General features: G+C 62.9%; 14 protein-coding genes. 3 read left to right on the forward strand and 11 right to left on the reverse strand.

The window, feature by feature from the left end; translation table 11 throughout:
- Nucleotides 1–36: 36 nt before the first annotated feature.
- A complete protein-coding gene (locus BLU15_RS14130) occupies nt 37–702 on the forward strand; it encodes a N5-glutamine methyltransferase family protein (RefSeq protein ID WP_082573034.1) in 666 nt (221 codons plus the stop codon).
- A complete protein-coding gene (locus BLU15_RS14135) occupies nt 699–1,811 on the forward strand; it encodes a hypothetical protein (protein ID WP_090295996.1) in 1,113 nt (370 codons plus the stop codon). The genes BLU15_RS14130 and BLU15_RS14135 overlap by 4 nt, the downstream gene beginning before the upstream one ends.
- Before the next feature lie 25 nt (nt 1,812–1,836).
- Here BLU15_RS14135 and nadE read toward each other — a convergent pair whose 3' ends face one another.
- From nadE to BLU15_RS14175, 8 genes are all read right to left on the reverse strand, one after another.
- Nucleotides 1,837–2,847 carry an NAD(+) synthase gene (gene nadE / locus BLU15_RS14140; protein WP_090296000.1) on the reverse strand — a complete coding sequence of 337 codons (1,011 nt, stop codon included), beginning with the start codon at nt 2,845–2,847 and terminating at the stop codon, nt 1,837–1,839.
- Nucleotides 2,844–4,394, reverse strand: coding sequence for a class I adenylate-forming enzyme family protein (locus BLU15_RS14145; RefSeq protein ID WP_090296003.1), 1,551 nt, complete (start codon nt 4,392–4,394; stop codon nt 2,844–2,846). Before BLU15_RS14145 ends, nadE begins: the two co-directional genes overlap by 4 nt.
- 20 nt (nt 4,395–4,414) lie before the next feature.
- On the reverse strand, nt 4,415–4,681 hold the full coding sequence (locus BLU15_RS14150) for an acyl carrier protein (RefSeq protein WP_034799210.1): 267 nt from the start codon (nt 4,679–4,681) through the stop codon (nt 4,415–4,417).
- 23 nt (nt 4,682–4,704) lie between these two features.
- Entirely contained in the window at nt 4,705–6,642 is a 1,938-nt protein-coding gene (gene asnB / locus BLU15_RS14155) for an asparagine synthase (glutamine-hydrolyzing) (protein WP_090296005.1), read from the reverse strand.
- A gap of 146 nt (nt 6,643–6,788) precedes the next feature.
- On the reverse strand, nt 6,789–6,992 hold the full coding sequence (locus tag BLU15_RS14160; RefSeq protein ID WP_034799207.1) for a hypothetical protein: 204 nt from the start codon (nt 6,990–6,992) through the stop codon (nt 6,789–6,791).
- A gap of 208 nt (nt 6,993–7,200) precedes the next feature.
- Nucleotides 7,201–7,962, reverse strand: coding sequence for an FkbM family methyltransferase (locus BLU15_RS14165; RefSeq protein WP_034799205.1), 762 nt, complete (start codon nt 7,960–7,962; stop codon nt 7,201–7,203).
- Between the two features lie 137 nt (nt 7,963–8,099).
- Complete coding sequence (locus tag BLU15_RS14170) at nt 8,100–8,564, reverse strand: cyclic nucleotide-binding domain-containing protein (RefSeq protein WP_034799203.1); 465 nt, start codon at nt 8,562–8,564, stop codon at nt 8,100–8,102.
- A gap of 91 nt (nt 8,565–8,655) precedes the next feature.
- Nucleotides 8,656–11,346, reverse strand: coding sequence for an ABC transporter transmembrane domain-containing protein (locus BLU15_RS14175; protein WP_034799202.1), 2,691 nt, complete (start codon nt 11,344–11,346; stop codon nt 8,656–8,658).
- 302 nt (nt 11,347–11,648) lie between these two features.
- Between BLU15_RS14175 and BLU15_RS14180 the strand changes: the two genes are divergently transcribed.
- Nucleotides 11,649–12,323, forward strand: coding sequence for a methyltransferase domain-containing protein (locus BLU15_RS14180; RefSeq protein WP_060521771.1), 675 nt, complete (start codon nt 11,649–11,651; stop codon nt 12,321–12,323).
- Nucleotides 12,324–12,420: 97 nt separating this feature from the next.
- Here BLU15_RS14180 and BLU15_RS14185 read toward each other — a convergent pair whose 3' ends face one another.
- From BLU15_RS14185 to BLU15_RS14195, 3 genes are all read right to left on the reverse strand, one after another.
- The gene (locus BLU15_RS14185) at nt 12,421–13,587 is read right to left on the reverse strand and encodes an SGNH/GDSL hydrolase family protein (RefSeq protein ID WP_090296008.1); all 1,167 of its coding nucleotides are present in this window, start codon (nt 13,585–13,587) and stop codon (nt 12,421–12,423) included.
- Nucleotides 13,588–14,084: 497 nt separating this feature from the next.
- Nucleotides 14,085–15,221 carry a glycosyltransferase family protein gene (locus tag BLU15_RS14190; protein WP_176960291.1) on the reverse strand — a complete coding sequence of 379 codons (1,137 nt, stop codon included), beginning with the start codon at nt 15,219–15,221 and terminating at the stop codon, nt 14,085–14,087.
- A complete protein-coding gene (locus tag BLU15_RS14195; RefSeq protein WP_176960292.1) occupies nt 15,221–16,465 on the reverse strand; it encodes a glycosyltransferase family 4 protein in 1,245 nt (414 codons plus the stop codon). The genes BLU15_RS14190 and BLU15_RS14195 overlap by 1 nt, the downstream gene beginning before the upstream one ends.
- Nucleotides 16,466–16,469 lie beyond the last annotated feature (4 nt).

A 16,469-nucleotide genomic window follows, 5' to 3' on the forward strand; every position in this document is an offset into this window, starting at 1 on the left:
CCGACCGAAGACCGGGCCGCAACACTGCACCGCTTCATGGGTGTCGAACTGGAACTTGCGCCCGACGTCCTGGTTCCACGGGAAGAAACAGAGCTTCTTGGAAAAAGAGCCGTCTCAATCCTTGAAGGCGCCCCCCTCGACGTCACCATCATCGACATGTGCTGCGGTTCCGGCAACCTCGCCGTTGGTATCGCCAGAGAGATCCCGTCGGCGCGTGTCTGGGGCGCTGACCTGACGGACAGCACCGTGGCGCTTGCCCGCCGCAACGTCGATCGGCTCGGCCTCGGGTCGCGCGTCTTTGTCCGGCAGGGCGATCTTTTTGCGGCGCTCGAAAGCGACGATCTCCAGGGCAAGATCGACATGGTGGTCTGCAATCCACCCTATATCTCGACCGGCCGGCTGGAGGGGGACCGCGCGCATCTGCTCGACAACGAGCCGCGCGAGGCATTCGACGGAGGCCCCTACGGCATTTCCATACACCAGCGCCTGATCCGGGACGCCCTTGCCTTCCTGAAACCGGGAGGCTGGCTGTTGTTCGAGTTCGGCGAGGGCCAGGAGCGGCAGGCGGCTGCACTTCTCTCACGGGCGAAAGCCTATGCACCGGTCACCTTCGCATCCGACCGTGACGGCAAGCCGCGCGTCGCCATCGTCCAGAAAATCGCCGGCCCGGCAGAGGCCGGCGCCGGAGAGCAGGCCCGATGAGCGAAATCCGTTCGCTAGACCACGCGGACGTTCCAGCGGTCGCCGGAATGTTCCAGCGGGTGTTCCGTGACGAGCGGACCACTTCGCCCGCGCTCGCCGACTATATGCGGCAACTCTATCTCGACGGGCCAGGCTGCGATCCGGAAATCAGACCTCTCGTGCATGTGAACGACGAGGGTCGGATTACCGGCTTCGTCGGCGTCAATGCGCTGCCGATGACACTGAACGGCCGGCACTTGCGCGCCGCGATCTGCGGATCGCTGATGGCGGAAGACCGGGAAAGCGACCCCTTGGCCGGAGCGCGCCTCATGAAGGCCTTCCTCGCCGGTCCGCAGGATCTATCCTTCAGTGAGACAGCAAGCGAAGTCTCTGTGCAGATGTGGACGCGGCTTCGGGGCGTGGTCCTGCCGCAATACAGCCTCGACTGGGTGCGCGTCATCCGTCCGGCGACCTTTGGCCTGAGCGTCGCCTCGAACCGCATCAAGCCCGCCCGGCTCGCCGCCCCCTTCGCGCGCGCACTCGACAGGTTCTATCGCAAGCGCATGGGCCAGGGCGAGCAGCGCTGGTCCGCCCTGCCCGAGGCGGGGGCGGCACCGGCCGGCTTCACCGCGACCGAGACGGACCGCAGCGGCTTTGCCGCCGTCGTCGACCAGTTCACCGCGCCGTTTCCGCTTCGCCCCGAATGGAGCGACGGGCAGCTCGACCACATCCTTGCCGATGCCGAAAAGAAGCCCGAGCAGGGCGAACTCGCCTACGCGCTGGTGACGGCGCGCACGGGCGCCGTGGTCGGTGCATTCGCCTACTACGTCAAAGCCGGTGAAATCGGTCGGGTACTGCAGATCCTGGCGCGGCCAGGGCAGGCCGGGCCGGTCATTGACTGCCTGGTCGACGAGGCGTCGAGACGTGGGCTTGCGGGTTTGCGCGGGCGCACGCAACCGGCGCTGATGGAAGCCATGCTCGGCCGACGCATCGCCTTCGTGCACGTCGCCTCGACCGTTGTGCATTCGCGCGACCAGACCATCGTCGAAGCCTGCCGCGACGGACAGGGCTTCTTCAACGGCATTTCCGGCGAATACTGGAGCCGGCTGATCGGCGGCAGCTTCGATTGACGATGGGCGGCGGTGCGGCCAGGCCTCAATAGCCGGCAATTTCCTCCACGGGCTGCACCAGTTGCGGCCCGAGATGCAGGTAGCGCGTCGCCTTGCGCTTGGCGGCGATATCCGCCCAGACCCTTTCGACCTGGACCACGGTCAAGCCGGCCGCCTTGGCGACGGCCTCGATCTCGATCCCGTGATTGAGGCCATAAAGGCAGAGGTCCATGCGGTCGTAAGGCAGGGAGAAATAGAACTCCTCCTGCGTCTGTTCCAGCGAATAGGTGTCGGTCGTCGGCGGGCGACGGCAAACTTCCGCGGGAACGCCGAGATGGGCGGCAAGCGCATAGACCTGCGACTTATAGAGATGGGCGATCGGCTTTACGTCGGCGGCGCCGTCGCCGTTCTTGACGAAGAATCCCTGGTCGTATTCCAGCCGGTTGGGCGTGCCGAGTACGGCAAAGTTCAACCGGTCGGCATGATAGTACTCGACCTGCTTGCGAGTGCGTTGCTTCATGTTGGTGGCCGCAACGACGCCGAGATAGACCGAGGGCGGCATGCGATGTTTCGATTGCACGCCTTCCGGGCTCTGAACGACCAGCGAGGAGATGTTGTAGCCTTCTCCCTCAAGCGCGTTGGCGATGACGACCTTCGAGGCCCACCCGTCGCCATAGTCCGGAACCAGTTCCCGGATGAAGGCGTCGCGGCGCTCGTAGCAGCCCATGGCCTTGAGGATCGGCCCGATGTCTTCGACGATCGCCTCGACGCCGAAGGTTTCAGCGACCAGCCGGCCGAAGCGCAGGCTTTCCGGATCGGAATCGCTTTCCGGCATGAACAGGCAGAAGACGTTCTTGGCGCCGACCGCGCGCACCGCAAGCGCCACGGAAACGCTGGAGTCGATGCCGCCCGAAAGCCCGAGCACCAGACCGCGCTTCTTCATGGAGCGCAACTGTCCGCGCAAGGCGGAAACGATGCGATCGGTCTCGGCCGCGTGGTCGATTGTCAGGGTTTCGGCCGAAAACGGGCCATTGCCCCCGGTTGTTCTGATGTTCATTGTGCAGGCTCCATCGTCTCGGCGGCAAGTCGGCGGCTGACCTTGCCGGTATCCGTCTTCGGCAGTTCGGTGCGGAATTCGATGATCTTCGGCACCATGAAATCTTCGAGGTGGCGGGTGCAGTGGCGGATGATGTCCTTGTCGGTCAAGTCAGGATCCGTGCGCACCACAAGGGCAGCGATCGCGTGGCCGAGAACCGGATCCGGCATGCCGATGACGACGGCCTCGGCAATGCCGGGATGGGCATGGAGCACGGTCTCGACTTCCTTGGGCGCGACCTTCTCGCCGCGGGTCTTGATGATATCGTCCTTGCGGCCGACGAAATAGAGAAAGCCCTCTTCGTCCGTCTGGAAAAGGTCGCCCGTATAGAGCACCTTCTCCCAAGGGTTCGGCCCGGGCCGCAGCATGCGCTCGGTCGCCACGTCGTTGCGCCAGTAGCCCTGCATTACATGCGGCCCGCGGATGACGAGTTCGCCGGGAACGCCCGGCGGCACGCGGCTGCCCTCGTCGTCGACGACGAAGGCTTCCGTGTTGGGGATGGCAATGCCGACGGAGCCCGGCCGGAGATCCAGTTCCTCCGGCGGCAGGTAGGTACAGCGCTTGCACTCTGTCAGCCCGTACATCGAATAGAGTCGTGCGCCCGGGAAAAGCTCGCGCAGGCGGGCGATATGCGGCGGCGGCAGGGCGGCGGCGGTGTTGGAGAGGTAGCGCAGGCTCGGCAGGAAACCCGGCTCAAGGTCGCGCATCTGCAGGATCATCGCCGCCATCGTCGGCACCAGCGGGAAGCCGGTGACGCCCTCCTCGCGAATACGCTCGAAGATCGCATGCGGGAACGCGAAGGACTTTTCGAGCACCAGCGTCGCCCCGAGCCTGATCGCCATCAGCAACTGGTAGAGCCCATAGTCGAAGGCGAGCGGCAGCACGTTGAGGATGATATCGTCGTGCCCGTTGCGCAGATAGGTGGTGATCGATTCCGACGCCGCATCGATGTTGCGGTGGGTCATCATCACGCCCTTCGGGCGGCCGGTCGACCCCGATGTGTAGATGAGCATCGCCAGATCGACGTCAATGCCGCCATGCGGCACCGGCGTCGCCTCCGCCGACAGGCAGCCCTCGAAGGGCACCGCTCCGGCAGGCGACTGGCCATTGGGCGCCGCGGTCGATGCGACGAAGATATCCGCCTTGCCGCTGCTCTGCGCCCGGGCGTCCGCCACCACCGGCATCAACTTGGCCTGCGTCAGGATCGCAGCCGCCTCGCAGTCGTCGATGATGTAGGCGAGCTTGTCGGCCTTGGTCGAGGCGTTGATCGGACTGAAGGTCGCGCCCGCCTTCAGGATCGCAAAGATCGAGACGGCCGCCTCCCAGCAATTGTCCATGAACACGAGGACGCGGTCGTTGCGCTTGACGCCTGCCTTTGCCAACGCGGCCGCCAGCCGGCTCGACAGATCGTCGAACTCGCCGTAGCTGAGGCGCTTGCGATCGGTGACCAGCGCCGTCTTGGCCGCATGCCTTGCCGCATTGCCGATGAGAAACTGCTCGAACCGCATGGAACGCCCTCGGGTCTTGGTTAGGCCGTGGCCGGCACTCCGGCCTTTGCCTCGATGAAGGCCGAGATGCGCGCGAGCGAATCGAGGTTCGCCGGCACGATGTCTGCGTCGGCCATGGCGATGCCGAACTGGTCTTCGATAAAGGCGACGAGTTCGAGAACGCCGGTCGAGTCGATGATATCGTTCTCGATCAGAGAGGCGCCGTCGGCGAGATCGTACGAGGTATCGCCAAACAGGAAGTTCTCGATGACAAAGGCCCTGACCTTGTCCTTGATGGTTTCCGTCATTTCATTTCCTTTCCCAATGGGTTTCAGGCCGCTTGAGCGGCGCGGATGCTGGTGCCGGTAAAGGTCTGCAGCCAGAGCTGCGTCGACAGGATGCCGACGAAGGCGGCATTGTCCCTAAAGCCGGTGGTCGGTTGCGACTGGCATTTCTCGTAGAGCTTGCTCACGGCCTTGGCATTGAACAGACCGCTGTCACCGATGCGTGTCTCGCTCATGGCATCGCGAACGTATTCCAGTTCGCCGGCGCCGGTGAAGGAATGGCTGTCGGGCGCGCGGTAGGGCTGCTTGGTGCGCTGACCGATGGTCGGCGGAAGCAGGTCCTTCGTCGCTTCGCGCAGGATGTGTTTTTCCGCCAACCCCTTCAGTTTCATTTCCGGCGGCAGGCGCGTCGCGAACTCGACGAGGCGGTGGTCCAGGAACGGGAAGCGTCCTTCGATCCCGTGCGCCATGGCCATACGGTCGCCCTGGCTGGAGAGAATGTAGCCGGGCAGAAGGAAACGGCTTTCGAGATACTGCGCCTGGTGCAGCGGATGCCAGCGACCGAAGGCAGCAGGAAGCCGGCTCGCCAGATCTTCGGCCGCGTCGTAGTCCTTCAGCGTGGCGCGCAGGTCGGGAGAAAAGAAAATCTTGGTCGCGGCCGTGCTTTTGAACCGCGGGCGGTGCGAGAACAGCGGGTCGTTGAGCGGCACGTCGCCGGCGCCGAAGAAAGCGGCGAGATATTCCGCCGATTGCTGCTGCAGGCCCGGCAGATAGGGGTAGAGCTTGCGGAACAGGTGCGGCCGGATTCGCGAACCGGGCTGGCGGCCGCAGAAGCGGCGCACCCGCGCCTCCTTGAAGATATCGTATCCGGCGAAGACCTCGTCGGCGCCCTCGCCCGTCAGCACGACCTTCAATCCCTGCTCGCGCACGAGACCCGAGAGCTGGTAAAGCGGGGCGGGTGCCGTGCGGATAATCGGACGTTCGGCGAAACGGACGACCTGCGGAAAGACCTTCGCGATGTCGCCGGCACGACAGGCGACCGCGCTATGATGCGTGCCGAGCGCCTTCGCCATTTCCATCTGGAAGGCGCTCTCGTCGTGTTCGACGCTATCAAACGTCACGGAAAACGTGCGCAGACCCTGCGGCGCCATTCCGGCCGCAAGCGCCGAGACGATGGAGCTGTCGAGCCCGCCCGAGAGATAGGATCCGACGGTCACGTCGGCCCGCATGCGGATCCGGGTCGCATCGGTAAGAAGGGCGCGTAGTTCCTCGGCTGCGCTGCGCTCATCGGCAAACAGCGGCGGCGCGTCGTGGTCCGGATAGTCGAGTTGCCAATAGGGGCGGATCGACGTCTTGCCCTTCTCGACGATCATCAGGTGAGCCGGCTCGAGCTCGTGAATGCCACGAAAGCCGGTCCGCGGCGCGATCGGCGCCCAAAGGGTAAAAATCTGGTCGAGCGCAACGGGATCGAGTTCGGCGGAAATGCCGGGAACCTGGAGCAGCGCCTTGATTTCGGAGGCGAAATAGAACGTCCCGGCATGGGTCGTGTAAAACAACGGGCGCACGCCCATGCGGTCGCGCGCCAACACCATGCGCTGACGGCGTCTATCCCAGATCGCGAAGGAGAAATCGCCGTTGAGGACGGACAGGCAGTCCTCGCCCATCACGGCGTAGAGATGCAGGATGACCTCGGTGTCACTCGCAGTGCGGAACCGTCGCCCCTTGGCGCGCAGTTCCTCGCGCAATTCGACGTAGTTGAAGATCTCGCCGTTGAAGGCGATCGAAAGGTCGCCGGTTTCGTCGGACATCGGCTGCTGGCCGTCGCCGAGACCGACAATCGACAGCCGTACATGGGCGAGCCCGGCCTCCGGTGCGGCAAGAACGCCGTTTTCGTCCGGGCCACGATGCGCGATCGCAGAGGCCATCCTTTTGAGAAGGATTTCCGCATCCGGGACCGACCCGAAATAGCCACCGTAACCGCACATGCCGAGATACTTTCACACCGTTCGATCACTGCCGGACCATAAACCGCATGACGGAATCATGGGTTAATCTCCGGCATTTTCTAGTTGTATGGTAAATACCGCCGTTCAGGCGCCGCGTTGAGGATAAGCGCCGCTGGCCCTTGCCGTCAGCGCTCCGGAATTCGTCTTTTCGATGCCATCCTGAGCATCAGATACAGAAACAGAATCGGCCAGAAAACGCAGACCAGAAGCCCGGCCACGCGGTACATGTTCCAAGGTGCATGCGCCTGCAATCCTTCAAGGTAGGTCATCCCCACGAGAAAAAACGCCGTCAGGCCATAGGCGACACCGGCAACGTATAACCAGGACATGCAACCGCCCTCCGCGACGCGCCACAACCAAAACCAGGAAATAGCAGCAGCGAACCTATACCACCGGAAGTAACATTTTGAAACGAAGAGTTAACTTTAAGCGGGGGCATGGTTAACCGAACCGAGGATCGTTTCGGTTCTCGGCGGATGCCCGGACATTACCGTCCTTGTCCTCATGCATGAAAGGACTTGAGCCGCCAAAGGCTCCTTAGCGGCTACCCTCGCGCGCCACGAACAGCAGGTCGAAACCGCGAAACTCCCGGCGCGCGATCGATTTGCGTAGCGCCGTCCAGATTGCCGAGGGATTGTCGAGGCGGAAGCCCTTCAGGCTACGGATCAATCCGATAGTGGCGGTCATGGTGCGAAGGACGCGCGACAGCCTGGAGCCCGTCAGCGACGCAAACAGGATCTGCGGATGAACCGCCAGCAGCACGCCGGCCGTCCGCATCCGATCGATCGTGCGGAACTGGTCCAGCGCGCGATACTCGTAACCTTCGATGTCGATCTTGAAACAGAGCCTTTCGGTCCGCGCCATGTCCTGAAGGGCTGCGATCGTCACGGTGCGCGCACGTATCGCCTCGCCGTCGTCGTCGGCGATCAGGGCCGATGTTTCGGAGCTTCCGAAACCGCCACCGACGGAATGCAGCACGAGAACGTCATCCTCCGATAGCGCGGCATTGATGACCCGCACTTCGCCGCAATTCTCCGGCTGCATTTCCTTGAGGATGCCGAAACAGACAGGATCGGGCTCGACCGTGATGACGTTGTCGGCAATCTGCGCCGCCCAATAGGGCGTCACGCCGATCCAGCCGCCGATGTCGATGAAAGTCGTCTTGGCGTCGACCAGGCGCGCGATGTTCTGGAACGTGCAAGGCTCCCAGTCGCCGTTCTGCAGCCGCGCGAAAAAGCGCTTCTTTTCCGGCTTGTCGGGAAACTGAACGGTCTTGTGGAAATAGGTGATCGAACGCATAGCGTTTCTCTAACCCATATCCGGACGAAGCGGAATGGATTTTGCGAAGGGCTCATATGACCGAGGCGAATGGCTGCCCCGGCACATCGCCGCCTGCATTTTCGTGAAGGTTCGCCCGTACAAGAGAGGTGCCGCCGTCAGGCGTCCACCGGCTCCATCGAGCCGCGGGCCTCGCTGAGCTCCGCCGTCGTTTGCGCGAGGCGGTCGGCGAGAACGCGCATGATTTCCACCGCCATCTCGGGGAAATCGGCCAGAAGCTTGAGGAAATCGTCCTTGCGGATGCGCAGGGCCTCGAGCGGCGTGCTGGTGCGCACCGTCGCGGTGCGTGGCGTGTTGCAGAGAATGGCGATTTCGCCGACGATCGAATTCTGCTCGACTTCGGCGATCTTGAAAGGCCCACCCGCCGTATTGATGAGCACCTCCGCCTTGCCGGAAAGAATGACATAGGCCGCGTCGCCGATGTCACCCTGATAGAACAGCGCTTCGCCAGCGCTGTACATGACCCTGTCGGACGTGAAGGCCAGAAGTTTCAGCTTTGCCGGCGGCAATCCCGAGAACAGGGTTATTCGGCGCAGCATTTCGACTTCATCTTTGAGCAACATCACAATCCGTGTCTCCGAGTTCCCGTCGGGGGCAACTTGCCTCCCGCATCGCGGCGGGACCATATGCTCGTGCCCTGACATTAATATTACATCAAGATGCCATTTCCTTGTAGTCAGGTCGTTCATCCACATTGGCGTCGTGCAGTAGGCGCCCGTTTTCGAACCGGGCGACGCGATCGAAGAGGTCCGCCAGCGCCGGATTGGCGAGAACCCAGATGACCGCCGGATCGCGCCCGCCCTGATCGAGCATCGCAAAGACGTTGCGGACGACCTGTTCCTGGACGCGCTGGTCGAGCGCCAGGAGCGGTTGATTGAAGATGTAGTAATCGCAATTGCGGATCAGCGCGCGCGCAAGGTCGAGCTTCTGCCGCTGCGCGGCCGTCAGCCGCTTGCCGCCGGCGCCGACATTGAAGTCGAAGCCGAAAGCAAGCACTTCGTTGTAGAGACCGCCCGCCTCGAAGAGATCACGAACGATCGCGCGGATTTTCTCCGAGCCGTCGGCGTGTTTGTGACCGATACGTCCAAAGAGCACGTTGTCGATAATGCTGCCGGACGCGATGAATCGGTTCGGGCGGTAGTGCTCGATCATCCCGGCGAGATCCGCCGGCAGGCCTTCGTCGAACTCGCGCCGGGCGGCGACGATCTTCGCCATGACCTCATCGGTCAAAAGACCGAAACGGTGCCGCGGCTCGATGTAATCGAAGCACAGCCTGATCACCTTGATCTGGTCGTCCTCGGAGACCTCGCCCTTGCCCTTCGTGCGTACCTTCTGGAGGATGGCCTCATAGACCGGGATTTCCTCGGCGGTCATGAAGGTCAACTGCTGGAAGAACGGGTGATCCGGCGGCAGGTCGCGGAACAGTTCGACGACGTTCTCGGCGATCTCGATGCCCATCTCATAAAAGGTGTCGCGCAGGCCGACCCGCTGCAGGATCGTCTTGAAGAACGGATGGTTCTCCAGCGCATCTGCCCACATCACCTGATCGGTGATGGTGCCGAAGAGCATGTTTTCGCCGATCGTCGCCTCGACATTGTAGGTCCCGGGCTCGAAGAACACGACGAGGTCGCTGAGCTTTTCCTTTTCGAGACGCTGCCGGAGCGCGCTGCGCATCTCGACGATGCCTGCGGCGAACTCCGCATGCTCGTGGGGATCGATGGTCGAGCGCACGGCCAGCGCCATGACGTCGTTGGTCAAAAGCACCGCGTCGAGAACCGGCCGGATCTGCACGAGCAGATCGTCCGGCCCGTTCGCCCCGGCGGATCCATAGTCGATCCAGTCGCTGTTGACGTCGAGATACGGGTTTCCGGCCAGCCGGGCTTCGGTCACCTCCCACTTGCGGTGCGTCGCACGCTCGCCCTCATAGATCTCGTCCGTGAGCGGCGCATGCTTCAGCCCGTAAAGGATGTTGTCACCGAGGCTGCCCTGGAAGACGTAGACGTCGGACGAGGCGTAGGCAATCCGTCGGCCGGTCACCGATTCCGGCAGCTCCAAGATGTCCTGGCCCCCGACGAGCACCTTGCCGCTTGCCGGCCAGACGAGCCGGCCGAAGGCCTCGGCGAGCACTTCGCCACCCCCCATCAGCGCCACCTTCTCGCCGGGCTGGACCTGCAGCGAGACGTGGTCAAGCAGCGTCGAGCCGCCATCGTCGATCACCGTCAGATTGACGGCGGCAAGCGGGCCTGCGAGCGGCACGGCAGCGGTGGTTGCCACCGCCTGGACCTTGGGATCGAGCAGCGTGTCGACGCTGAACTGCTCGACCACCTGCGCATATTTCACCTGGACGTCCTGACGGGCCTGGTCCCAGTCGATCAGTTCCTTCAGCGGACCCGGCAGGTCCTTGTAGGCGCCGATGACGGCAACGAGCTGGCCGATGTCGAGGCGGCCCTGCAGGGCGAAATAGCCGCCGATCGCGTAAAACAGGAAAGGCGTGACCTGCGCGAGGAAGTTGTTGATGAACTTGACGAGGAATTTCCACTGGTAGAGGTCGTAGCGGATCTTGAAGATTCGGCCGAGCCGCGCCGCGATGTCGGCGCGCTCGTAGTTCGACGTATCGTGGCCACGGATCGCGCCGATGCCGTCGACGATTTCGCTGACGCGGCCGGAAAGCTCGCGCGCCGTCAACTGCCGCTCGCGCCCAAGCACGAGCAGCCGCTTGCGCATGCGCGGAATGATGACCGCCTGAACCGCGACGATCAGCGTTGCGATCAGCCCGAGCCAGAAGCTCTGCAGCAGGATGAACACGAGCGCCGTCAAGGCCTGGCCGCCGAGCAAGGCGGGCGAGACGAAGGCATCACCGGTGAAACCACCGAGCGGCTCGACCTCGTCCTTGATCATCGTCGCGATTTCGGCGGGCTTCACCCGCTTGAAATGGCTGGGCGGAAAACGCAGGACCCGGTCGACGAGTTCGAAACGGATGCGGCGCAAGAGCCGCTCGCCGAGCCGGCCCTTGAACGTGTTGATGTAGAATTTGAAGAGGCCGTTGACCACCACCAGCGCCAGGAACACCAAGCTGAGGGCGAGCAGCATACCTTCGCGGCCGAGCTGGAAGCCGTCAAAGACGTTGAACGTGCCCAAATACGGCAGGTCGAAGGATATCGGCAGGAAGGCCTGGGTGGCCTCCGGGCTGTCGAAGCCATCGCCCTGGATCGGCCCGTTGACGATCTGCTTCGGCAGATCGAACGACAGGAAGTAAGGGATCATCGACAGCGCGACGACAACCAGGATCCAAAGCTGGTCCTTGCGCGTGTGGGTCCAGATATAGCGGGAAAGGCGTGGTTCCATGTTACTGGCGATAGGACCTTATTGAACACGACTGCTGCTGGCGGGCCGGGTTGCCATATGTCCCCAGCACGCATCACTCTTCGGCGACACCTCCGGACGGGTACCCTAAGGCACGCTCCTGAAGGGACGCCTGCATATTCCGCCCGGCGCCGAATCCGGTTGATCGATTATGCAGGTGCGAGGGAAATCTGCAATGGACGCGGTTTCCAACAGGCGGCCTTGAAGTCAACCGGCAGAGGTCGACGCTCCCGAAAGCACACGCCGTTATTGCACTCGCTCGATGCGCAGCTTACAACGACCGCATGAAACAAACCAGCCATCCCCCCTGCCAAACCAGCGATTGGTACGAGCATGCCTTCGATCTCGCGCGTGGCATCGCCGCCTATACGCGCAGTCCGCTGATCGAAGGGATCGGCCGGGTGATCGCCAAACATCCCGACGCCCACATCGCCAATGCCTTCAACCACAAGCAGGTTGCCTGCAAGGTCTGGGCGCGCGATACGCTCTTTGAGGTGGCCGGCCCCTCCTACGGCAAGATCGCCATCCTCGGCGGCTGGTACGGCATTCTCGGCGCCATGCTGCTAGAAGACCAGCGCTTCGATGTGGCCGCAGTCGACAGCTTCGACATCGATCCGGACGTCGAAGCAGTGGCGCGGACGCTGAACGCGGCCTTTCCGGACAAGTTTCACGCCGTGACGGCGGACATGTATGCGATCGACTACGCGGCGCTCGCGGCAGACGTGGTGATCAATACGAGCTGCGAGCATATCGCAGACCTCAAGGCATGGCTCGATCGCATTCCGGCCGGTACGCGGGTGCTGCTCCAGTCCAACGACTATTTCAGCGAGCCGACGCATATCAACTGCGTGGCCTCGGTCGAGGAATTCGCCAAGCAGGCGGCACTGACGACCGTCGAGTTCGCCGGCGCGCTGCCGACCAAAAAATACACCCGCTTCATGCTGATCGGCACGGTCTGAACCGATCGAGATCGCACTTGTTTGCCGGGACAGCACCCGTGCGCTCCGGCACCGTTGTCTGTCTTCGGCCTCCACGGGTACCGCCGCCCCCCGACGTTCAGTCATGCGTCTCGGCGACCCTTGTTTTCATCTCGTTCCAGAGCGACGACGCGGTTCCTGCGAACGCCTTGTAGCCTGCCTCAAACGGATGTCCGTCGTTATCAGGATAAAAGCGCTGCCCGGCCAGGATCGCATCCCGCAAGGCGTCAGTCGTTGCATCCACCGCACTACGATACGGCAGATCAAGCCGGCCGGCGACCTCCCGAATTTTGTCCTCGAGTGCGATCTGACGCTCGACACTGCGGATGAAGGCGGGATCGGCAACCGCCAGCTGGCCACCGCGCCGAAGGTGTTCGAAAACCACACGCTCCTTGGACGGAATCAGCAACAGTCCTACCCGTCCCCGTCCCTGCGCGGCCCAGTCGGCCGCAAAACGTTCAAAGTCCGCAAACATCGCCGCTGTCTCGGACGAGGCCAAATCGCTCATGCGACCGGCATCATCCACATAGCGCCTCGACACCGGTGGGATCCCGTCCAGGAACCGGTAATATTCGGACGCTTCATCGCTGCCCGTGCCAAGGAAGCGCGCATACAAGCTCGTCACACGGTCCTTTATCGCATATTGATAAGCGCTCAGAAGCGCGACGTTCTCGAACAGCTTCGTCTTGATGCTCGCCGATCGCGCCTTGGTGCATTGCGTATGGCTTCCGGTCGGACTGAAGAGAGCCTGCAGGTGAAGCCGTGCCTGCTCTGCAAGCCAGAAGTCGGAACGCGCGTTCATGATATCGCATGCCGAAAAAACGATCGCGAAGTCGTTGCCTGGGAAAATGGCGACGATCGCGCCTTTGGCTCCATTTGCCAGCGCGTCGTGGACGATCGCGTGGTAGGTGTAGATGCCGTAACTTCCGACACCAAAATTGTAGGTGTGTTCGCCGGTGATGGCCTGGAAGACGGCCGGCCAGGTCTGACCGCTTTCGACGTTGTTGCCATAGGTCATCGAGTCGCCGATTGCGGCGACTTGAAAGCCCTGCCGTGCGCCTGCCGGGTCGCGGAAGCCGTCCTCGTCAACGCCGGAAAGGGTAGGATCGAGACGATAGCCATACTTTTCGTCGATGCTTCGGTGCGACTGCGTTCCGATCGGAAACGGCGTGAACATGCGCAGCATTACCTCCCCGGCCCCCAATGCCAAGGTCACTGAGATCAACAGCGCGATCAGATTTCTCAACTGCCCCTCCTGCCTTACGCGCTCGACGCGCCGAAATCCCCTTGCATTGCTCTGCGGCCGCCGTTCATCGCGGGTGCCCCGCTGCCTCTACGCTCGCCAGCCGGCGCCGCTGCAGCGCACAGGCGATGCCGTGCGCGAGAGGCCGGCGGATGTTGGAGAGGTAGACAAGGCAGGAAAGCCGTACGGGAAACTCTTCGCCAAGAGTATGACCCAGTCCTGGCAAGACCTTGAGTTTAGTGCACACAGGAACCCAGGTTATCGTTCGGTGGAAATGCACTGCGTATATTCAGAATCAGTATTATTGATTTCACTAACATACCATTCCGGAGACAGCCAGCCGGGACACGCAGAACGCGAGGAAAATATCCAGGCTCCGTACATACTGGCAGATAGTCGAATGGTCGCCCGACCATTGGTTTGCCGAGCGACTTTTCTATTTCGGTGGTTCCGCTCAAGGGCGGCCTTCAGCGGAGACCGATGGGCACCACCGACTACGGCTAGCGGACCGTCTGAAGCCCAAGTATCTCCGCCGTTCTAGCGGCGCCGTTCAGGTCGAGTGGTGGGATCTCCGGCCTTGGCCGCGCCAGCATCGTCTCGACGTCGCGGGCCAGCCTCTCCGGTGTCACGTCCGCTTCTGGCAGAACGCCGGCAAGGCCGAGCTTTTCGAGCCTTTCGGCGCGCGTCGACTGCTCGGTCTCGCCGCCGGCGACGAAGGGAATGAGCAGCGACGCACAGCCGGCACGGAAGATATCGCAGACGGTGTTGTAGCCGGCCTGGGAAACCGAGAGCCGCGCACCCGACAGAAGGCTCGCAAAATCCTTGCGGAAGCGGAACAGATGCACGTTTGCGGGCGCTGCGGCGGCAAAGCCATCATAGTCGTCCTGCGGCAGGTTCGGCCCGGTGATCAGGCACCATTTCAGGTCGCCCGCAAGCAGCCCGGCCGCCTGTAGTGCCGCGCCGATCAGCTCCTTGCCGACCGCGCCGCCGCCAGCCGAAACAAGCACGTCGAACCTTTCAGCCGGAGGTTCAGGGGCATGGCCGGCGACAAGACCGGTATAGACGATCTTCTCTTCGATCTCCGCCGTATACGGATAGGTCTCCTCTAGCCGCGCAAAGGCAGGATCGCCATGCACGAGCACGAGGTCGAAATGCGCCCTGACAACGTCGAGGGTTTCTTCGGCGCGCCCGGGCTTCGTCCGCTCCTGCAGGATATCGCGCAGCGATGCGGCAACGAGGGGCCGCGGCTCCTGCTTCTCGATCACCTCCAGCAGCGGCATCAACTCGAAACGCATCTGGCGGCGGCCAAAGGGGAAGGCTTCGAAGATGACGATGTCAGGCTTGCAGGCAAGAAATGCCTCGATCAGCAGGTCGCGGCGCTCTTGCTTGAAAGCCTCGCTGACCGGGTTTCCCTCGCCATCGGCAAGTCCGCTAAACCCCTTGTCGCCAGCCAGCACCGGCGGCAGGGCCACGTGTTTCACATCGTTTGCGGGGAACCCCGGCACCGGGCTGCCGCCCGTCACGACGGTCACGTCATAGCCTTTGGCCGCCAAGGCGCTCGCGATCCGGCTTGCCCGCGCCAGGTGACCGATGCCGAGCAGGTGCTGTACGTAGAAGAAGACGCGACGTGCGGACATCAGGCGGCTCTCCATTCGCTGGCGAACAGGCCGGCGAGTTGTTCGATGCTGGTGTGGTGGTCGAACTGGCCGCGAACCTTCCGCTCGGCCGCATCGCCGAACCTGTGGCGAAGTGCCGGATTGCGGATCAGTTCCTCAAGCGCGGCCGCAAGTGCCTGCGGATCCTCCGACGGAACGACACGGCCGTTTTCGCCGTCCTCGAGGAGTTCCGGAACGCCGGATATCGCCGTCGAGACGCAGGCCAGCCGCTGGCTCGATGCTTCGACAAGCACGTTCGGCAACCCGTCCCGATCGCCGTCCGCGGTGATCCGGCAGGCGAGCGCAAAGATGTCGCTTGCCCGATAGTGCGCAAGCACATCGGTCTGGTCGAGCGCGCCCTTCCAGACAATACGGTCGGAGACGCCGAGCTCCGTGGCGAGCGTCTTCAATTGGCCGGTCAGTTCGCCGGCGCCGATATGCTCGAACCGCCAATGAAGCTCTGCTGGCAGCTTGGCCAGCGCCTTCAGCAACACGTCGTAGCCCTTTTTTCCAACGGCACGGCCGACGCTGACGATGCGGACGGGATCGGCCGGATCGGAACCGGTGCGATTGGAATGCGTGCCGTCGAAATGCGGGAAGCGGTCGAGGTCGAGGCCATGATAGCTCAGATGAACCTTCGATTTGTCGCTGGCAAGGCTGCGGAGATGCTCGTATCCCATGCGTGTGCAGGTCACGGTCCAGCGCGCAAGGCCGAGCTTTTCGGACAGTTCCCAGTCGGGCGAGGTCCAGATGTCCTTTGCATGCGCCGAACAGGTCCAGGGCGTGCCAGCGATCACGCTGGCATAGGCCGTCACCGAAGCAGGGGTATGGATGAAGTGCGCGTGCAGCCAGCGCGGCTGTCCAGGCCATTCGGAGGCGAGCACCAGCGCCTGGCCGAGCCGGCGAAAGCGGTTGCGGCTGAAATCGCGCGGCAGGGCCTTGAGGAACAGACCCAGGACGCGCCAGAATCCGGGTTTCGGCAGACAGCGCACGAGCCCGCACAGAACCCTTAACGGCTCCTCATGCAGATATTCCGGCAGGTAGTGGACGTCGGCGCGGATTTCGTCATGCACCGGGTGGCGCTTGCCGTCCGTCGGACGCCGAAGCGAGATCAGGACGAGTTCCATCCCGGCGCGCTCGAGGCCAAGCAGTTCCTGGGCGATGAATGTTTCCGAAAGACGCGGGTAGCCCTTCAGCACGACTGCAATCTTGCGGTCTGTCGGCAATGCT

Origin of the sequence: Ensifer sp. YR511 (assembly GCF_900103045.1) — a bacterium.
In the GTDB taxonomy this organism is placed as follows: domain Bacteria; phylum Pseudomonadota; class Alphaproteobacteria; order Rhizobiales; family Rhizobiaceae; genus Ensifer; species Ensifer adhaerens.

Bases quoted from the DNA above. Each gene is read 5' to 3' on its own strand.
- BLU15_RS14180 (WP_060521771.1), top strand. From the start codon at position 11,649: ATGAAACAAACCAGCCATCCCCCCTGCCAAACCAGCGATTGGTACGAG.
- asnB (WP_090296005.1), bottom strand. From the start codon at position 6,642: ATGTGCGGTTACGGTGGCTATTTCGGGTCGGTCCCGGATGCGGAAATC.
- BLU15_RS14170 (WP_034799203.1), bottom strand. From the start codon at position 8,564: ATGTTGCTCAAAGATGAAGTCGAAATGCTGCGCCGAATAACCCTGTTC.
- BLU15_RS14160 (WP_034799207.1), bottom strand. From the start codon at position 6,992: ATGTCCTGGTTATACGTTGCCGGTGTCGCCTATGGCCTGACGGCGTTT.
- BLU15_RS14130 (WP_082573034.1), top strand. From the start codon at position 37: ATGGGTGTCGAACTGGAACTTGCGCCCGACGTCCTGGTTCCACGGGAA.
- BLU15_RS14145 (WP_090296003.1), bottom strand. From the start codon at position 4,394: ATGCGGTTCGAGCAGTTTCTCATCGGCAATGCGGCAAGGCATGCGGCC.
- BLU15_RS14190 (WP_176960291.1), bottom strand. From the start codon at position 15,221: ATGTCCGCACGTCGCGTCTTCTTCTACGTACAGCACCTGCTCGGCATC.
- BLU15_RS14150 (WP_034799210.1), bottom strand. From the start codon at position 4,681: ATGACGGAAACCATCAAGGACAAGGTCAGGGCCTTTGTCATCGAGAAC.
- nadE (WP_090296000.1), bottom strand. From the start codon at position 2,847: ATGAACATCAGAACAACCGGGGGCAATGGCCCGTTTTCGGCCGAAACC.
- BLU15_RS14175 (WP_034799202.1), bottom strand. From the start codon at position 11,346: ATGGAACCACGCCTTTCCCGCTATATCTGGACCCACACGCGCAAGGAC.
- BLU15_RS14165 (WP_034799205.1), bottom strand. From the start codon at position 7,962: ATGCGTTCGATCACCTATTTCCACAAGACCGTTCAGTTTCCCGACAAG.
- BLU15_RS14135 (WP_090295996.1), top strand. From the start codon at position 699: ATGAGCGAAATCCGTTCGCTAGACCACGCGGACGTTCCAGCGGTCGCC.